At 45.6% G+C, this 16,283-nt stretch carries 15 protein-coding genes and 1 tRNA gene; 11 read left to right on the plus strand and 5 right to left on the minus strand.

Annotated features, from left to right (window positions below):
• The first annotated feature begins 25 nt into the window (after positions 1-25).
• The 6 genes from BMW65_RS09125 to BMW65_RS09150 all read left to right on the plus strand — a co-directional run bounded on the left by BMW65_RS09125 (position 26) and on the right by BMW65_RS09150 (position 7,598).
• The gene (locus tag BMW65_RS09125; RefSeq protein ID WP_090604780.1) at positions 26-1,189 is read left to right on the plus strand and encodes an SDR family oxidoreductase; all 1,164 of its coding nucleotides are present in this window, start codon (positions 26-28) and stop codon (positions 1,187-1,189) included.
• Positions 1,104-3,464, plus strand: coding sequence for a TonB-dependent receptor (locus tag BMW65_RS09130; RefSeq protein ID WP_090604782.1), 2,361 nt, complete (start codon positions 1,104-1,106; stop codon positions 3,462-3,464). Before BMW65_RS09125 ends, BMW65_RS09130 begins: the two co-directional genes overlap by 86 nt.
• Before the next feature lie 11 nt (positions 3,465-3,475).
• Positions 3,476-4,828, plus strand: a complete 1,353-nt coding sequence (locus BMW65_RS09135; RefSeq protein WP_090604783.1) for an MFS transporter — start codon at positions 3,476-3,478, stop codon at positions 4,826-4,828.
• On the plus strand, positions 4,821-5,480 hold the full coding sequence (locus tag BMW65_RS09140) for an NAD-dependent epimerase/dehydratase family protein (protein WP_090604785.1): 660 nt from the start codon (positions 4,821-4,823) through the stop codon (positions 5,478-5,480). The genes BMW65_RS09135 and BMW65_RS09140 overlap by 8 nt, the downstream gene beginning before the upstream one ends.
• Entirely contained in the window at positions 5,477-6,607 is a 1,131-nt protein-coding gene (locus tag BMW65_RS09145) for an MBL fold metallo-hydrolase (RefSeq protein ID WP_245747573.1), read from the plus strand. The genes BMW65_RS09140 and BMW65_RS09145 overlap by 4 nt, the downstream gene beginning before the upstream one ends.
• A 163-nt stretch (positions 6,608-6,770) precedes the next feature.
• Positions 6,771-7,598, plus strand: a complete 828-nt coding sequence (locus BMW65_RS09150; protein ID WP_245747575.1) for a helix-turn-helix domain-containing protein — start codon at positions 6,771-6,773, stop codon at positions 7,596-7,598.
• 294 nt (positions 7,599-7,892) lie between these two features.
• Here the strand turns inward: BMW65_RS09150 and BMW65_RS09160 are convergent.
• The 4 genes from BMW65_RS09160 to BMW65_RS24140 form a co-directional block, all read right to left on the minus strand.
• Positions 7,893-7,965 (minus strand) — tRNA-Lys (locus BMW65_RS09160).
• 153 nt (positions 7,966-8,118) lie between these two features.
• Entirely contained in the window at positions 8,119-9,768 is a 1,650-nt protein-coding gene (locus BMW65_RS09165) for an amidohydrolase (protein ID WP_090604789.1), read from the minus strand.
• A gap of 10 nt (positions 9,769-9,778) precedes the next feature.
• Complete coding sequence (gene prmC / locus BMW65_RS09170) at positions 9,779-10,648, minus strand: peptide chain release factor N(5)-glutamine methyltransferase (RefSeq protein WP_090605402.1); 870 nt, start codon at positions 10,646-10,648, stop codon at positions 9,779-9,781.
• A 116-nt stretch (positions 10,649-10,764) separates the two neighbouring features.
• Complete coding sequence (locus BMW65_RS24140) at positions 10,765-10,926, minus strand: hypothetical protein (RefSeq protein WP_177181065.1); 162 nt, start codon at positions 10,924-10,926, stop codon at positions 10,765-10,767.
• 19 nt (positions 10,927-10,945) lie between these two features.
• Here BMW65_RS24140 and ribD point away from each other — a divergent pair, with 19 nt between their 5' ends.
• The 5 genes from ribD to BMW65_RS09195 are packed head-to-tail and all read left to right on the plus strand — an operon-like array spanning position 10,946 to position 15,242.
• Entirely contained in the window at positions 10,946-12,004 is a 1,059-nt protein-coding gene (gene ribD, locus BMW65_RS09175) for a bifunctional diaminohydroxyphosphoribosylaminopyrimidine deaminase/5-amino-6-(5-phosphoribosylamino)uracil reductase RibD (protein WP_090604791.1), read from the plus strand.
• Positions 12,004-12,882 (plus strand): ABC transporter permease, encoded by an 879-nt coding sequence (locus BMW65_RS09180; RefSeq protein ID WP_090604792.1) that lies wholly within the window; start codon positions 12,004-12,006, stop codon positions 12,880-12,882. The genes ribD and BMW65_RS09180 overlap by 1 nt, the downstream gene beginning before the upstream one ends.
• A gap of 16 nt (positions 12,883-12,898) precedes the next feature.
• Positions 12,899-13,654 (plus strand): ABC transporter ATP-binding protein, encoded by a 756-nt coding sequence (locus tag BMW65_RS09185; RefSeq protein WP_090604794.1) that lies wholly within the window; start codon positions 12,899-12,901, stop codon positions 13,652-13,654.
• Between the two features lie 47 nt (positions 13,655-13,701).
• On the plus strand, positions 13,702-15,024 hold the full coding sequence (locus tag BMW65_RS09190; protein ID WP_090604795.1) for a DUF2851 family protein: 1,323 nt from the start codon (positions 13,702-13,704) through the stop codon (positions 15,022-15,024).
• Entirely contained in the window at positions 15,021-15,242 is a 222-nt protein-coding gene (locus tag BMW65_RS09195) for a PspC domain-containing protein (protein WP_090604797.1), read from the plus strand. Before BMW65_RS09190 ends, BMW65_RS09195 begins: the two co-directional genes overlap by 4 nt.
• On the opposite strand, the gene BMW65_RS09200 is transcribed toward BMW65_RS09195, so the two are convergent.
• On the minus strand, positions 15,239-15,889 hold the full coding sequence (locus tag BMW65_RS09200; protein WP_090604798.1) for an ankyrin repeat domain-containing protein: 651 nt from the start codon (positions 15,887-15,889) through the stop codon (positions 15,239-15,241). The two genes, BMW65_RS09195 and BMW65_RS09200, sit on opposite strands and share 4 nt — an antisense overlap.
• Positions 15,890-16,283: the final 394 nt, after the last annotated feature.

Below are 16,283 nucleotides of genomic sequence, written 5' to 3' on the forward strand. Positions count from 1 at the left end.
ACTTTGCCCTATCAAATTTTAGAACATGAAGATAGAAGGCAATAATGAGTTCGTATTGGTAACCGGCGGCACTGGCTTTGTCGGAGGTCATTGCATTTTGCAATTGCTTCAAAAAGGTTATCGTGTAAAAACCACCGTCCGTTCACTTACCAAAAAAGACGATGTTTTTAATATGCTCAAAGCGGGCGGTATCACCTCGTTTGAAAATCTCGAATGTGTTGAAGCCGACCTTTCGAGTGATGATAACTGGAACGAAGCAGTGAGTGGCTGTAATTATGTTCTCCATGTTGCCTCGCCTATCGGATTGAGCATACCTAAAACAGCAGATGAAATGGTGCGTCCCGCAGTGGACGGAACACTCCGTGTGCTGAAAGCCGCCAGGGATGCAGGTGTAAAACGAGTAGTGATGACTTCCAATTTTGGGGCAGTTGGTTACAGTCATAAGAACCCGGAAACATTGATTACAGAAGAAAGTTGGACTGACCCAAACGAGAAAGGCTTATCTATTTATAATAAATCGAAAGTTCTCGCCGAACATGCCGCTTGGGATTTTATCAAACGTGAAGGGGACAACCTTGAACTTACCGTTATCAATCCAGTTGCAATTTTCGGACCTTCCTTTTCTGAAAAATTGTCAAGCGGTTTTGAGCTACTCAAAAACATGATGGACGGCACAATGAAAGCCATCCCCAAAATGGAGCTTGCTATTGTGGACGTGAGAGACCTTGCAGACCTGCATATACGGGCAATGGAAAGCAGTGAGGCTAAAGGGCAACGCTTTCTGGCTTTGTCCGGGGGCGTTATGACCCTGCCCGAAATCGCACAGTTTCTGAAAAGAAAGATGCCCGGTGCAACGGCCAATATGTCTTCCAAAGTACTACCTGATTGGCTGGTGCGCCTTACTGCTTTGTTTAACGACAAAGCAAAAGCTATTGCACCCATGCTTGGCGTCAATCGGAAGGCGAGTAACGAAAAGGCAAAACGGGTTTTGGGTTGGCAACCCCGTAGTAATGAAGAAGCGTTACTGGCTTCGGCTGATAGCTTAGTTAAATACGGAGTTGTAAAAAACAACACTACAAATGTAGTCGGTAAAAATAACGACAATGATTTTGCTTGCGCTATCTCTTTTTGCAACAGGGAAGGGTTATGCACAAGGAACTTTTCAGACGGTAAAAGGTATTGTTATTGACAAGCAGACACAATCCCCTATTGAATTTGTAAATGTCAGTATCACAGGTACAGATAAGGGAGCCACAACTGATTCACAGGGGCGATTCAATATAACGGGCATTGCGCCGGGTAGATACGATATTAGTTTTTCTTTCATAGGGTATAACAGCTATGTTGCCCCTAACGTAGAAGTTACTTCCGGTAAAGAAGTAGTGCTGGATGTTGGTCTTGAAGGGAGTACAAGTACGTTACAGGAAGTGGTCATACAAGCTGGCCCCAAAAAGCATGAAACCGTCAACCAACTGGCAACCGTTAGCGGACGTTCGTTTACAATGGAAGAAGTAAACCGTTATTCCGGCGGGCGTTCCGACCCTTCAAGGCTGGTTGCCAATTTCGCTGGTGTAAGCGCCCCGAACGATTCACGCAATGACATTGTAGTAAGGGGAAATTCACCAACGGGCGTATTATGGCGCATTGAAGGGCTGAATATTCCCAATCCCAATCATTTTGCTTCTTTAGGTACTACAGGTGGTGCTGCAAGTGCATTGAACACAAACATTATCAAAAATTCCGACTTTCTTACCTCTGCTTTTCCCGCTGAATACGGAAACGCAAATGCTGGCGTATTTGATTTAGGCTTTAGAACGGGAAATACCGACAAAAGGGAATATACCGTTCAGTTGGGTGCTTTGACTGGTTTGGAAGCGATGGCGGAAGGCCCTATCAATAAAGAAAATGGCTCATCTTACGTTTTGGCATATCGCTATTCTTTTACTGGACTGGCCCAAAACTTAGGCATTACTGTTGGCACTGCTTCTACACCGTTTTATCAGGATTTGTCTTTTAAAGTAAATAGCGGCAATGGTAAATTGGGCCGTTTTACCTTATTTGGTTTAGGAGGCACAAGTAATATCGACATTTTACATGACGACGTTGAACCCGATGATATTTTTGGCAACCCCAAAAGAGATTTCTATAACAACAGTAGTATAGGTCTTGTGGGACTGAAACATTTTATCCGTGTAAGCAGCAAATCCTATTTCAATACCGTAATCGGGGCAACTTATTCAAGCACTGAACAAATTGTCGATAGTATTGGGGTTAATAACAATCCGCCCGTTGTGGAAGTAAACTCCACGCAAGTCCGATATGCTGTCAATACTTCGTTCAATACAACCATCAGTCCAAAACTTTTCTTAAAGGTTGGTGCTATCGAGGAATTGATTGATGTAAACCTCTTTTATCGGGATAGGGTTTCCCCTCCGAACGACTGGAAACAGATTTGGGACTTTAATGGCAATACTTCTTTATTGCAGGGATATGCACATGCACAATACAAGATAACCGACAGGCTCACATCCAACTTTGGCATACATTCCCAATATCTAACACTCAATGGCTCCACTTCCGTAGAACCACGCGCCGCATTCAACTATCAACTGACGGATAAAAGCACTTTTACGTTAGGCTTTGGGCTTCATAGTCAAATGCAGCCTGTCGATGCTTATTTCTATCAAATCACAAATCCTGATGGCAGCATAGACCGGTCTAATGAAGAATTGGACTTCACTAAAAGCCAGCACTATGTTTTGGGCTATGAAATTTTGCCCTTCAAAGACTGGCGCGTGAAAGCGGAAATTTATTATCAATACGTATATCATGTACCTGTAAATGAAGCCGAGGGCAGTTTCTCTATGCTAAATGCAGGTTCAAGGGATTATTATTACAACGAACAGGGGCATTTGAAGAATGATGGAACGGGATACAATTACGGGATGGAACTTACCTTGGAAAAATTCTTTAGCAAGGGGTACTATGGTTTGTTTACGGGCAGTATTTACCAATCAAAATATACAGGTAGCGATGGTATAGAACGCAACACGGGTTTCAATGGCAGGTATGTATATAATGTATTAGCGGGAAGAGAATGGAAAATAGGAAAAAGCAAAAGGAATAAATTCAGCGTGGATATGAAGCTGACGCAGGCTGGAGGACGTTATTACACTCCGGTTGACTTTGCTGCTTCGGTTGCCAACAATCGCGAGATACTGAAAGGTGATTCATACGCCTTCTCTGAAAGAAATAAGGACTTTTTCAGATTGGATTTAAAGGCTGGCTTTACCTTCAATAGCAGTAAAAGAAATCTTTCCCATGCAGTTTTCCTTGATATACAAAATATCACTGACAACCAAAACGTACTGGTAGGCGAGCGTTATAATCCAGGCACACAAATCATCGGCACAGCTTATCAAATCGGTGTATTTCCAAATTTCGTTTACAGATTGCAGTTTTAAAATTAGATACGATGACTTTGCGTGGAAGGATACCTGTTAAAAACGAAGCTGGCAATACTATAAGTTCATTCAAGGCTTGGTTCAGTATAGCCGTCATTGTGTTGTTGGTCATGTTTTCCATGATTGATAGGAATGCGGTCAACTTGATGATTGACCCAATCAGGGAAAGTTTCGGCATCAATGATTTTCAGATAAGCCTGTTACAAGGGCCAGCGTTCGCCATATTTTTCTTGTTGGGAAGCCTTCTTATGGGTTGGATGGTTGATAAATATTCCAACCGATGGCTGATATATATTGGCGTGGTAGTCTGGTCAATGGCAACGATAGCCAGTGGATTTGCCGGAAGTTTTGCAATATTATTAGCAGCACGCTGCTTTGTAGGTTTGGGAGAGTCTGTGTTGCAGCCTGCGGGATGGAACATTGTTTCCAAATTGTTCCCTCCGCACAGACAGGCCACAGCCATTGGAACATTAACAGCCGGGGCACAGCTTGGTGTTGCAGCTTCCTTTCTTTTAACCGGATTTCTGATTGCTGAAGCTAATCAGGTATCCATGGTATCGCTTCCTTTTATTGGAACCTTACGGCCGTGGCAGTGGGTTTTCATTGCAGCAGGTGTTCCCGGTTTATTACTGGCAACGTTAGTTTTTGTTGTTCCTTCTGAAAAGAAAGCAGACAAGACATTTGAAAAAAATAGCACCAATGGATTGGTTGTATTCATTCGTGAAAACAGGGGATTTCTTGCCCATCATTTTTTGGGGTTTGGCTTGTTGAGCATTATGGTTAACGGAGCAGCAGCTTGGGGGCCTACTTATCTTACCAGAATACATGGCATGGAGATAAAAGATATAGGGTTATTGCTCGGATTAGTCGGCGTACCGCTTGGAGTGGGTGGTGTAATTGTTGCAGGTTGGCTGGTTGACCGTTCATTCAAACGAGGAACACCTGATGCCCATTTCAGTCATTTTGCAGTGCGGGCATTTTTAGTAGCACTATTGGGAGGCATTGGATTTACATTTGATACCAATGTCATCTTTCCCCTTATATGTTTTGGATTTATTCAATTTATACAACCGTTTTCGGGCGTAGCTGGTGCATCACTACAAATATCAGTACCCCAAAAATACCGGGGTCGGATTTCGGCTATTTTTATTATGTTTTATAATGCAGTCGGAATGATGTTAGGGCCAAGTTTTGTGGCATTATTAAGTAATTTATTTGGCTCCGATAAATTGGGAATGGCTTTAGCCATTAATTACCTTGTATTGGGAGTAGGTGCATTTCTCTTACTATGGAGAGGAAGGAAGTATTTAACAGTATCCAATAGATTAATTGAAAATCCAAAAATGATAATGGAACATGAGTGAAAAGAAAATTAGCATCATACTAACCGGGGCAACGGGACTTGTAGGTGAAGGCATTTTGATGGAATGCCTGCAAAATAGCGATGTGTCAGAAATATTAAGCATCTCCCGAAAGTCGTGTAATCTTCAACATCCGAAATTAAAGGAATTAATTGTACCTGATTTCGTCAGACTTCGGGACTACGAAAGGACGATAAAAGGTTACGATGCCTGTTTCTATTGTGCAGGAATTAGTTCTGCGGGTTTGTCGGAAGAAAAGTATCATTATATCACATACGATACTACCATAGCATTCGCAAATGCTGTTTTAAAGGCTAATCCTGATATGAGTTTTTGTTTTGTAAGTGGTAGAAGTACAGACAGCACCGAAAAAGGAAGGGTAATGTGGGCAAGGGTAAAAGGCAAAGCAGAAAATACGCTAAAAGAAATGCCTTTTAAAAGCGAATACAATTTTCGTCCAGCAGGAATGTTGCCTTTTCCGGAACAGAAAAACGCAAAGTTTTCTTACAAATTAATTGTAAAACTTATTCGCCTGTTTGCTCCTGCAAGTGTGCTTACATTAAGTGAAGTTGGAAAAGCAATGATAAACGCAGTTAAGCAAAACTATCATCAAAACATCCTTGAAGTAAAAGACATAAAAACAGTGGCTCAATGAAACGATTTTTAAGGATACTAAAACGAACAATGATAATTTTACTTTGCCTTATTGGGATACTTTTAATTTCTACCTGCTGTTTTTTACGGCAACCACAATTTGGAGCATTACCTAAAGGTGCAAGATTAGAATCAGTAAAAAAATCACCGAATTATAAAGACGGACGATTTAGAAATATGGTGGAAAAACCCACCATTGCAGAGGGCTATAGCGTTTGGAGTGAAATTTATAAAACATTATTCAAGGACTATCCACGTCTTGAACCCATTGATTCGTTACCTTCCATCAAAACGAATCTTAAAGCAATTCCGCCGGATAGCGATGTAGTTGTTTGGTTTGGGCATTCATCATTCTTTTTGCAGGTAGATGGTGTTAAGATATTGGTTGACCCGGTTTTCAGCGGCAACGCATCCCCTCTGCCGGGTGGCAGCAAGGCATACAAAGGCAGTGATATTTATACCGTTCAAGATATGCCGGAGATAGACTATATGCTGTTATCGCACGACCACTATGACCACTTGGATTATGAAACGGCAAAGGCATTGCAATCAAAAGTCAAGCATGTGATTTGCGGCTTGGGGGCGGGCGCACATTATGAACGATGGGGATATGAGGAACAACAAATTCTCGAAAAGGATTGGGTTGATAAGGTAAAAGTAAAACCAGGATTTGCCATCTATACAGAATCAACGCATCATGAATCAGGAAGAGGATTTAAAAGGGGGCAAAGTTTGTGGCTTTCATTTTTCATTGAATCGCCTGCGATGAACATTTATTACAGTGGTGACGGCGGGTACAGTGACAGGTTTATAAAAATTGCTGAAAAATTCGGAAACGTTGATTGGGCAATCATGGAATGCGGCCAGTATAACAAAGCATGGCAATCCGTACACGGCCTCCCGGAAGAAGTAGCCATAGCAACGACAGAACTGAAAGCAAAAAACCTACTACCAGTGCATCATTCAAAATTCAAATTAGCTAAGCATCCTTGGGATGAACCATTAGGACAAATAAGCGTGCTATCACAATCAAAACCTTATCGATTGGCAACACCCATGATTGGAGAAGTCATTCATTTGAATGATAGTACGCAAATTTTTGAGCAATGGTGGAAAGACATCAATTAAACAATTAAAATATATTTGGTTGCAGGTGGTCGTTACATAATACTTTTGTAAAGAAAAATGGTTCCTGGGAATTTGCCAACCGGGATTATTTTATGGATTTCAGGGGGGATATAAGCGGTCATGTCTTATCTGTGGACACGGAAAGATAGAGACATACGACGGAATGGAGAATTTAAAACAAGCATTGGTGATGAAAGCAAACAAAATAACGTCCTGTTATGTCGGACCGCAAATTTCGCCTGAACAATTTGTCCAGGAACATTTTTTCCTATACCTGAGCAAAGGGATAATGAACGGGTATGATGGAAACAAGCACTATACCCTAAGGGCAGGTGAAAGCTGCATCGTCCGTAAAAACAGACTGGCGCGTTACAATAAACAAAGGGAAAATGATGAATTCGGGAAAGTCATCTTCATTTTCGATGAAAGTTTCCTGAAAGGTTTTCAGAAAAAACATTTAATCGATTTCAGGAACCATGCACAAAAAGATGCGTTCATCAAGCTCAAAAAGGACAAACTGATAAATAGTTTTTTGCTATCATTAGAACCTTATTACAATAATTCTGGAAAAATCACGACCGCTTTCGCTGATTTAAAAAGGGAAGAATTGTTGCTCATCATTTTACAACTGCATCCGGAACTGTCAGACATATTGTTTGATTTCGGCATACCCGGAAGATTAGACCTCGAAGAGTTTATGCAAAAAAATTATAAGTTCAATGTAAGCATTGAACGCTTTGCATTCCTTACGGGACGTAGCTTGTCAGCGTTTAAAAGGGACTTTAGACAAATATTCAATGATACCCCTAATCGCTGGTTAGTAAAAAGACGGTTGCAAGAAGGTCGCTTTTTGATTGAGAAGAAAAAACAAAAACCTGCTGACATATATATTGACTTAGGTTTTGAAGACCTATCACATTTTTATTTCGCCTTTAAGAAGCAATTCGGTTATCCACCAAGTGCAATGCGACAGGAGAACGCTAACGGCTAAAACCTATAACCGTTTTACAGGCATAGGGTCAATTTTAGATTTGAAGCTACTTTTGCTTATTTGACTTCTTTTATCGCCTTCCATATCCCATAGATTATGAATCATAAATCCCAACTTCGGCGGGTATCTCTGTTTTTGGTGGGTTCGATGCTCCCGCAATTACTGCTATTTGATGGCATACAACATCGAACCCCGAAAATAAATTCAGCCTCAACGCATATTTGTCAGAATACCAATAAATTACAAGGCAAAAAAATGGGACAAGTCTTTCTTTTTTAGACTTGTCCCAAGAGGTGATCCCGCTGGGACTCGAACCCAGGACCCATACATTAAAAGTGTATTGCTCTACCAGCTGAGCTACGGAATCATCTTTTTTAAGAGCGCTTCCCTTTTTTGGAAAGTGGTGCAAAGATAGGATTATCGAATGTATCGTGCAAAATAAATTGCAGATAATTTTCCTTATTCAATAACCGGCTTTGTTTCAGCGACTAAGGTTTTTTTGCAAAACATAGCCGGACATTTATTGCTCTTTTTCATACACAGTTTCTCCCGCTATCACGGTTTGCAAGACAGCAATATCACGCAATTCTTCTGCCGGAACAGTCATGATATCCTTTTCCAATCGCACGAAGTCGGCTTTCTTGCCCACTTCGATGCTTCCTCTGGTGCTTTCTTCAAAGGCAGTGTAAGCAGCCCAAGCCGTCATGCCACGCAATGCCGACTCGCGGTCTATCGTATTCTCCGGTTGGAACCCCCCTACAGGATAACCATCCTTATCTACGCGGGCTACAGCCGCATGGAACCCCCACAGCGGATTAATGCCTTCAACTGGAAAGTCGCTGCCCAATGCAAGGATCCCTGTCTGGTCAAGCAATCGTTTGTATGCATAAGCGCCCTTGATGCGGTCTGGGCCTACCCGATCACCTGCCCAGTACATATCCGAAGTGGCATGGGTAGGCTGCACGGAGGGAATCACCGAATACCTGCCGAATTTTTCGAAATCCTCAGAAGCTACAATTTGGGCGTGCTCGATACGCCAGCGGCGGTTGTTTTCGCCTTTGAGGTATTTGCCATAGATGTCCAGTATCAGTCGGTTGGTAGAGTCTCCTATGGCATGGGTAGCCAATTGGAATTTGCTGGCCGCAATGCGTGCGATGGCCGAATCGATGGTTTGGGGGCTGAATAGGAGAAAGCCCGAAGTGGGGGCATCCGAATAGGGCTGAAGGAGGCAGGCCCCGCGTGAGCCCAAGGCTCCGTCGGCCAATATTTTAAACGTGTGTGCCATGAGCCGCTCGCTCACATAGGGGCCTTCGGTGAGGTAGTGATCAAGGTTTTCTTCCGAGATGCTGATCATGGCATTTTCACGTATGCGCAACAGTCCGTTTTTATACAGGCTGTCCAGGAAAGCAATCGTAGGCCTATCCAGGCCAGCGTCACTTACCGTGGTAAGTCCTACCGCCGCACAGTTAGCTTCCGCCTCCTGCAGCATTTGGATAAGCTCCTGTGTGGAAGGGGCGGGGATGACTGCTGTGACAAGCTTCATCGCGTTATCTACCAATATGCCGGTAAGGCGACCATGCTTTGCCTCCACTACGCCGCCTTCCACAGTGGTCGATCCGGTGAGGCCAGCCAATTCGAGTGCCTTACCATTGGCCACAGCCGCATGTCCATCAACACGCACCAGGTATACCGGAATGTCGGGGAAAGCTTCGTCCAGTTGAGCCCTGTCAGGAAAGGTTTTGATCTCCCAACGGTTTTGATCCCATCCCCGGCCTTGCAGCCAGGACGCGTTGGGGTGCTCCGCCCGGAAAGCCTTGAGGCGATCGATGATTTCCTCGAACGACGAAGCGCCGGTCAAGTCCGTTTGCCCAAGCGTTTGTGCATAGCCGAAAAAATGGGCGTGGGCATCGTAGAATCCCGGATATACGGGCAAACCTTGTGCGTCAATGGTCTCCTTGGCTTCGTAGGTGGATAAGATATCCTCATTTGTGCCTATTGCAATAAATTCGCCATTGCGCACGGCAAACGCTTCTGCGGTGGTGAACGCCGAATCGACCGTGTAGACCACGGCATGGTGGACAATAAGATCGGCTTGTTTGGAGCCGTTACAGGAGGAAATTGCTGTTGCGACGGCAGCCAGCAGGAGGATAAATGTGTTGTTGCGTGTCATATTTTGATGGTTAGTTATTGTCCTTTGTTGCATGAATCATCCGGTCGGCACCCTGCATATCCCGATGCAGGGCAATATGTTGGAACCCTTTCTTGCGCAGCAGGTCGCATACTGCTTGGCCGTAATTGCGGTTGATTTCGAAATATAAGTCGCCCTTGGGACGCAAATGCTTTAGCGCAAAGGCAGCGATGTGTTCATAAAACAATAGTGGGGCGCTTGTTTCCACAAAGAGCGCCAAATGTGGCTCGTGGGACAGCACGTTTAGGTGCATACCGCTTTGCTCGGCCTCCGTGATGTAAGGCGGGTTGCTCACGACGATGTCGAAAGCCTGAGTTTCCTGAAAAGCGAAGTCCCATTCCAGTATGTCTGCGTTGATAAAGGCGATAGCTGCCGATTGGTCGTTGGCATTTTGCCGGGCAACACGGAGGGCTTCCGGCGAGATGTCAAGCGCATAAACGGTAGCCTGGGGCAATGCTTTTTTCAATGCGATGGCAATGCAGCCGCTTCCGGTACCGATATCGATGATGTGCAAGGGTTTATTAGCTGCCTGATGCTGATTGACGATAAGTTGCACCAGCTCTTCGGTTTCCGGCCGGGGAATCAATACCGACTCGTTGACAGCGAGCTTCATGCCCATAAACCATGCATGTCCAAGGATATACTGGATGGGTTTAGCCTTTTTTAGGGAAGATAATGCAGCTATCAGCCAATGGATGTCCTGTTCGTCCAAATGTTCCTGCTTGCGGAGCAGGTAGTCCCGCTTGGACCATCCCAGGCGGTCTTCAAGCAACAGGAAAAAAAGCTGCCGGATCTCCTCGGCGTCATACAGTGACGCCAACTCATCCACAAACGACTGCTCGATGGCGGCAATGGGTTGCATATGCACAAACATACAGCATACTTTCGGTTTAGCAAAACAATACTGGTTTGTTACCGATTCGTTACCGAATGCGTATACTACGCTTACCGTTTCCTTACCCTTTCTTTACCGTTTCCTTACCGTTTCTTTACCCTTTCCTTACCGTTTCCATACCCATTCTTTACCTTTTCCTTACCCGGCGGGTAGCGGAAGGGTATGGAAATAACGAACAAGGTGTCTCCGACGAACGTGCTGGTCAGTATCCCGTAATAGCGGGCCACGCATCCGAAAGCAGACAATTTTAATTAAGTTTGCACCATGCAGGAGCACGAACGTTATATCAGGCGTTGTTTGGAACTGGCCCAGTTGGGATCTGGCTCGGTGAGTCCCAATCCCATGGTTGGAGCCTTACTGGTCTCCGATGGGCGTATCATCGCCGAAAATTACCACCGGAAGTTTGGCGGCCCGCATGCCGAGGCATTGGTTGTTGAAGAAGTGCTGAGCAGCTATGGGGATCAGGCAACGGAACTGTTTCGTAGGGCAACGATGTACGTCAGCCTGGAGCCGTGTGCGCACCATGGCAAGACTCCTCCTTGTGCCAGGCTGCTGGCCGAATACCGTATCGGCCGGGTGGTCATTGCATGCCGCGACCCCTTTGAGAAGGTCAATGGAGCTGGTATCCGCATCTTGGAAGAGGCTGGAGTCGAGGTGATAGAAGGCGTATTGGCCGAAGAGGCCTTGTGGCTGAATCGCAGGTTTACCACACGGGTAGTGCACCAACGGCCCTATATTATCCTGAAATGGGCACAAACTGCCGACGGGTACATGGCACCGGCGAATAATACGCAGCGTTGGATCACCGGTGCGGTAGCCAAGCAGCTTGTACATCGCTGGCGGAGCGAGGAAGATGCGATATTGGTGGGAGCGAATACGGCATTGGTCGATAATCCGCAGCTCACCGTGAGGGAATGGCAGGGGAGGAACCCCAAACGGGTGCTCATCGATAAGCAACTTGCCGTGGCTCCCGATGCCAAGCTACTTGATGGCAGTGCCGAAACCATCGTTTTCAATGCGACAAAATCGGATTGGGTAGGGACTGTCAAATACATCGAGCTGGAAGATTTTGATTGGTACTTGCCGCAAAAAATTGCCTACCAGCTTTACTTGATGGACGTGCAATCGCTGATCGTGGAAGGCGGGCGTAAGACGCTCGATTTATTCATCGGTGCGGGATTGTGGGATGAAGCCCGCGTTTTTACTTCAAGAGATAGCTGGGGTTCGGGGATGGCGGCACCGGCATTGCATGCCGCGGTGGCCGAGCATCAGGGCATTGGGCCGGATCGGCTGGACATTTACTACCGTAACCCTCAGCGCTAATGGATTTTTACCTCGCCGCAATTATCCAAGCCCTCTGTTTTGGCCCATTGGTTATCGGGTTATTCCTTTCGATGAAGATATTCAACATCCCCGATATCACCACTGACGGAAGTTATACGCTGGGAGCTGTCATCACCGCCGTGGGATTGGCTAATGGTTATTCGCCGTTGATAACGTTGGTATTGGCCATGTTGGGGGGTGCCATGGCAGGAAGTTGTACCGCATGGATTCATACTCGGCTGCGTATCCATGCCCTGTTGGCTGGTATATTGGTGATGACGGCGTTGTATTCAATCAACTTGGTGTTGCTGGGGCGTTCCAATAAACCACTGATTGGCTACCAGGATATCTTTGCGGCATTCAAGCTATTTACGCAAGCAGATTATAATACGTTGGCTGTCCTGTTGGTAGGCGTATCCATCTTGTTTTTTGCAATGAGTTACCTGCTGCGCAGTGATTTCGGCATTGCCATGCGGGCCACCGGCGATAGTGAACCGATGATACGCGCACAGGGGGTAAATCCTACACGGATGAAGACCTATGGACTCGCGATTTCCAATGCATTGGTTGCCTGGAGCGGATCGTTGATGGCGCAGTTTCAGGGATTTACCGATATCAATATGGGTATCGGTATTGTCATCAGTGGCTTGGGTGCCGTCATTATAGGCGATACGTTGATGAATCTTTTGAAAATAAGGGTAATTCCGCTGATGCTGGGCTGTGTACTGTTGGGTGTGGTTGTTTTCCAATCCATATTGGCCATAGCCCTCAGTGCCGGGGTGGATGCCAACCTGCTGAAGTTGACGACAGCGCTCCTGGTGCTGCTCATCGTAGCCCTGCCGCGTGTAGGTGGCTTTTTGCAATTCGGTAGACGTTGAATAACAAGAATAGAATATGCTGCAACTTGAACACATCACAAAGGCGTTCAATCCGGGTAAAGCGACCGAGGTGGTCGCTGTACAGGATATGACCTTTCGGCTGGAAGCGGAAAGCTATGCCGTGCTTGTGGGGGCCAATGGATCCGGAAAGAGCACGTTGCTCAATTTGATTGCAGGCAGTGTATATGCAGACAAGGGCAAAATATGGCTGGACGCACGAGAAATCCAGCGGTTGCCCGACTACCGGCGGAGCCGGTGGATAGCACGTGTCTTTCAAAACCCATTGACGGGCACAGCGTCTTCATTAAGTATCCTGGATAATTTCAGGATGGCGGCATTGCGCCGTTCGCCCAAGCGATTAAAACTTGGGGTGGATGCGGCGTTCAAACGGGCTGTAACGGAAAAGGTGGCAACGCTGGGAATGGGATTGGAACATAAGCTCACCCAACCCATGGGCACATTGAGTGGCGGGCAGCGGCAGGCACTTACCTTGCTGATGACTACGATGGCTGACGTGGACATCCTCCTGCTTGATGAGCCCACCGCTGCATTGGATCCCCGGTCGGCAAGGGAAGTCATGGCTATCGCAGACCGCATTATCCGGGAAAACCGCCTTACAGCATTGCTCGTGACCCACAACATCGCTGAAGCACTCCGCTACGGGACACGACTTATCCAGATGGAAAATGGCAAAATTATACGGGATTATGATCAACAGGCCAAATCGACGCTTGCGCAGGCCGAAGTCGTGTCGTGGTTTGATTATTACTAGGATTTACACGCTTCCAAAGTTTGCGCTTACGGGCAAAATTGATATCTTTGGCATACATTTACCTAAAGCCCAAAGGAATGGCCTTGCCGGAAGATATATTGCATTTTATTTGGAGGTACCGCCTTTACCGGAAACAACAGGTGAATACCGTGTCCGGCAAAGCACTCATGGTGTTGGATGCCGGTACGTACAATCGGGATGCCGGAGCTGATTTTTTGGCTGCGCGTATGCGAATCGGGGATACCGAATGGGCGGGAAATGTGGAAATCCATGTTCGTGCCTCGGACTGGAATGTACATCGCCACCAGTTTGACAAAGCGTATAACAATGTCATATTGCATGTGGTGTATGAATACGACCGGGCTATAAAGCGCGAGGATGGTACATTGTTGGAGACGCTTGAATTGAAGCCGTTGGTCCCAGCACATATACTGCCACGGTATCGCGAATTGATGAGCGGGATGTATTGGATACCTTGTGAGCGGCTTATCCACACGGTTCACCCATTTCAGCTATCCCACTGGTTATCCCGGCTATTGATCGAGCGCTTTGAGCAGCGTATTGCTGCGGTTTTTGACCTCCTCGCACAACAAAAGGGAAATTGGGAAGAGACCTGTTACATCTGGATGGCTCGGAGCTTTGGGTTTAAGGTGAATACGCAGGTGTTTGAACAGCTTGCGCGTAGTCTGCCACTGCATATCGTGGCAAAGCACAAGCATCGTCCAATAGTTGTGGAAGCGTTGTTTTTCGGCCAGGCGGGCATGCTTGAAGGTGTGGACTTCAAGGATGCGTATCCCCAATCGCTACAACAGGAATACCGCCATCTACGAAGGCTGCATTCCCTGAGGCCGGTCGATGCGCATGCTTGGAAGTTTATGCGCACACGCCCAGGCAACTTTCCTACGATGCGCATTGCGCAGTTTGCTGCACTTTGCCTACGTGTTACATCTATGTTTTCGAAAATCATTGAAAGTAAGGAAATCGACGGGCTAAAAACTTGGTTTGATGAACTTCCCGTACATGCCTACTGGCAGGAACATTATCGTTTTGACAGGCCGTCATCCGCGCACAGTGCCCAACTGGGGGTGCAATCCGTTAATGCGTTGCTTATCAATACAATTGCTGGTATTTTATTTGCTTATGGAAAATATGTTGGTAAAGAAGCGTATATTTACCGGGCTATAGCCCTGTTGGAGCGCCTGAAAGCGGAAGATAATGCCGTTATAAAACGTTTTTCGGCTTTGGGTATACGGCCGGAACAGGCCGCTAACTCGCAGGCGTTGTTACAAATGAAGGCATTTTATTGCGATAGGAAAAAATGTTTGGATTGCGGGGTGGGGTTGCAATTAATTAAATACGATGAGCAATGATAAAACGAATTCTTTTGTTTTTTGAACAACGTTCCTTTGGCGTATGCACCTATATTGGCGAACGCTTAGGTATTTCCATATCCAAGATCCGCTTGTTTTTTATTTATACTTCTTTTCTGGCTGTCGGCTTTCCCATCATCTTCTATTTTTTGGCGGGGATAGTGCTGGATTTCCGGAATTACATCAAACGCATGCGCCATAGGCTCTGGGACGTTTAGACCTTCAGGATATTTGCTATTTCGGCATGCCCTTTCTCCGCTGCCAGGTCGGATGCGGTTTTGCCCATGTCATTCTTGACCTCGATCAGTGCGCCATTTTCCAACAGCAAAACAATAAGGTCGATATTCCCATTTTGCGAAGCAAGGTGGAGCGGGCTTATCCGCGATGCTTGAAAGACGTTTACTTCAGCTCCCGCTTCAATCAGCATTTTAGCAATGTTATCAAACCCCGAGCTGATGGCCGCGTGGAGCGGGTATACGTTGTAGCCATTGTGGGACTGGATATTGGGATCGGCCCCTTTCGCCAATAAAAACCGCACCACTTGTTCGTTCCCAAAATGTGTGGCGAGCCCCAATGGCGTAAATCCATGATCAGAAACTTCGTCCAATAGGTGCGGATTGTCATCAATCATGGCTTGTACTTGTTCCAGCAGGTCAGCTGCCGCAGCTTCGTGGATAGTCAGTTCGTCCACATGTTTTAGCAATATGCTTACGATACGAGGTTTGTTGTAGTAGCAGGCCAGCAACAGGGGAGAAATGTCGTGGCTGGTCTTTTGATTGACTAAGCTGGGATTCCTCCGTAGCAAATCATCAATGGCTAGGCTGTTGCCTGTTTCAATGTATTCTTCTAATTGACTAAGGCTCATGTTTTCAGTTTGGATAATCAATAATTAAAAATTCAGGGACGAATTAACTAAAAAAATATCAAAAAATGCCATGTGTTCGTTTCTTGTAGTATTACATCTACAAAAACGTTTTTTCACACGTTAATTGTTTTGTATCCTCATTCTTAGCTGTACTTTTGTAATGCCCTCCCAAAGGGCATGTTTTTCATAGGTAGATGTAGGGTCGAATATTCCATTATTCGGCCCTTTTTTTATTTACATTAATTATCCCCTAAATAGTGCTTCCTTGGCCAGCTGTCCCAGGGCTAATGTTAAAAAATGTAAAATCGTTTTTGGTGATTTGGTGAATTTCTAATTTTGCACACGTACTGTTTTTCATGCTAAATTAAATGTGGTTTTTTATGTTAACACGTGC

This window comes from Parapedobacter koreensis (assembly GCF_900109365.1).
Lineage (GTDB): Bacteria > Bacteroidota > Bacteroidia > Sphingobacteriales > Sphingobacteriaceae > Parapedobacter > Parapedobacter koreensis.

Excerpts from the sequence above, each read along its gene's own strand:
- BMW65_RS09145 (WP_245747573.1), top strand. The coding sequence starts at position 5,477 with ATGAAACGATTTTTAAGGATACTAAAACGAACAATGATAATTTTACTT.
- BMW65_RS09130 (WP_090604782.1), top strand. The coding sequence starts at position 1,104 with ATGATTTTGCTTGCGCTATCTCTTTTTGCAACAGGGAAGGGTTATGCA.
- BMW65_RS09185 (WP_090604794.1), top strand. The coding sequence starts at position 12,899 with ATGCTGCAACTTGAACACATCACAAAGGCGTTCAATCCGGGTAAAGCG.
- ribD (WP_090604791.1), top strand. The coding sequence starts at position 10,946 with ATGCAGGAGCACGAACGTTATATCAGGCGTTGTTTGGAACTGGCCCAG.
- BMW65_RS09165 (WP_090604789.1), bottom strand. The coding sequence starts at position 9,768 with ATGACACGCAACAACACATTTATCCTCCTGCTGGCTGCCGTCGCAACA.
- BMW65_RS09125 (WP_090604780.1), top strand. The coding sequence starts at position 26 with ATGAAGATAGAAGGCAATAATGAGTTCGTATTGGTAACCGGCGGCACT.
- BMW65_RS09200 (WP_090604798.1), bottom strand. The coding sequence starts at position 15,889 with ATGAGCCTTAGTCAATTAGAAGAATACATTGAAACAGGCAACAGCCTA.
- BMW65_RS09180 (WP_090604792.1), top strand. The coding sequence starts at position 12,004 with ATGGATTTTTACCTCGCCGCAATTATCCAAGCCCTCTGTTTTGGCCCA.
- BMW65_RS09150 (WP_245747575.1), top strand. The coding sequence starts at position 6,771 with ATGGAGAATTTAAAACAAGCATTGGTGATGAAAGCAAACAAAATAACG.
- BMW65_RS09140 (WP_090604785.1), top strand. The coding sequence starts at position 4,821 with ATGAGTGAAAAGAAAATTAGCATCATACTAACCGGGGCAACGGGACTT.
- prmC (WP_090605402.1), bottom strand. The coding sequence starts at position 10,648 with ATGCAACCCATTGCCGCCATCGAGCAGTCGTTTGTGGATGAGTTGGCG.
- BMW65_RS09195 (WP_090604797.1), top strand. The coding sequence starts at position 15,021 with ATGATAAAACGAATTCTTTTGTTTTTTGAACAACGTTCCTTTGGCGTA.
- BMW65_RS09135 (WP_090604783.1), top strand. The coding sequence starts at position 3,476 with ATGACTTTGCGTGGAAGGATACCTGTTAAAAACGAAGCTGGCAATACT.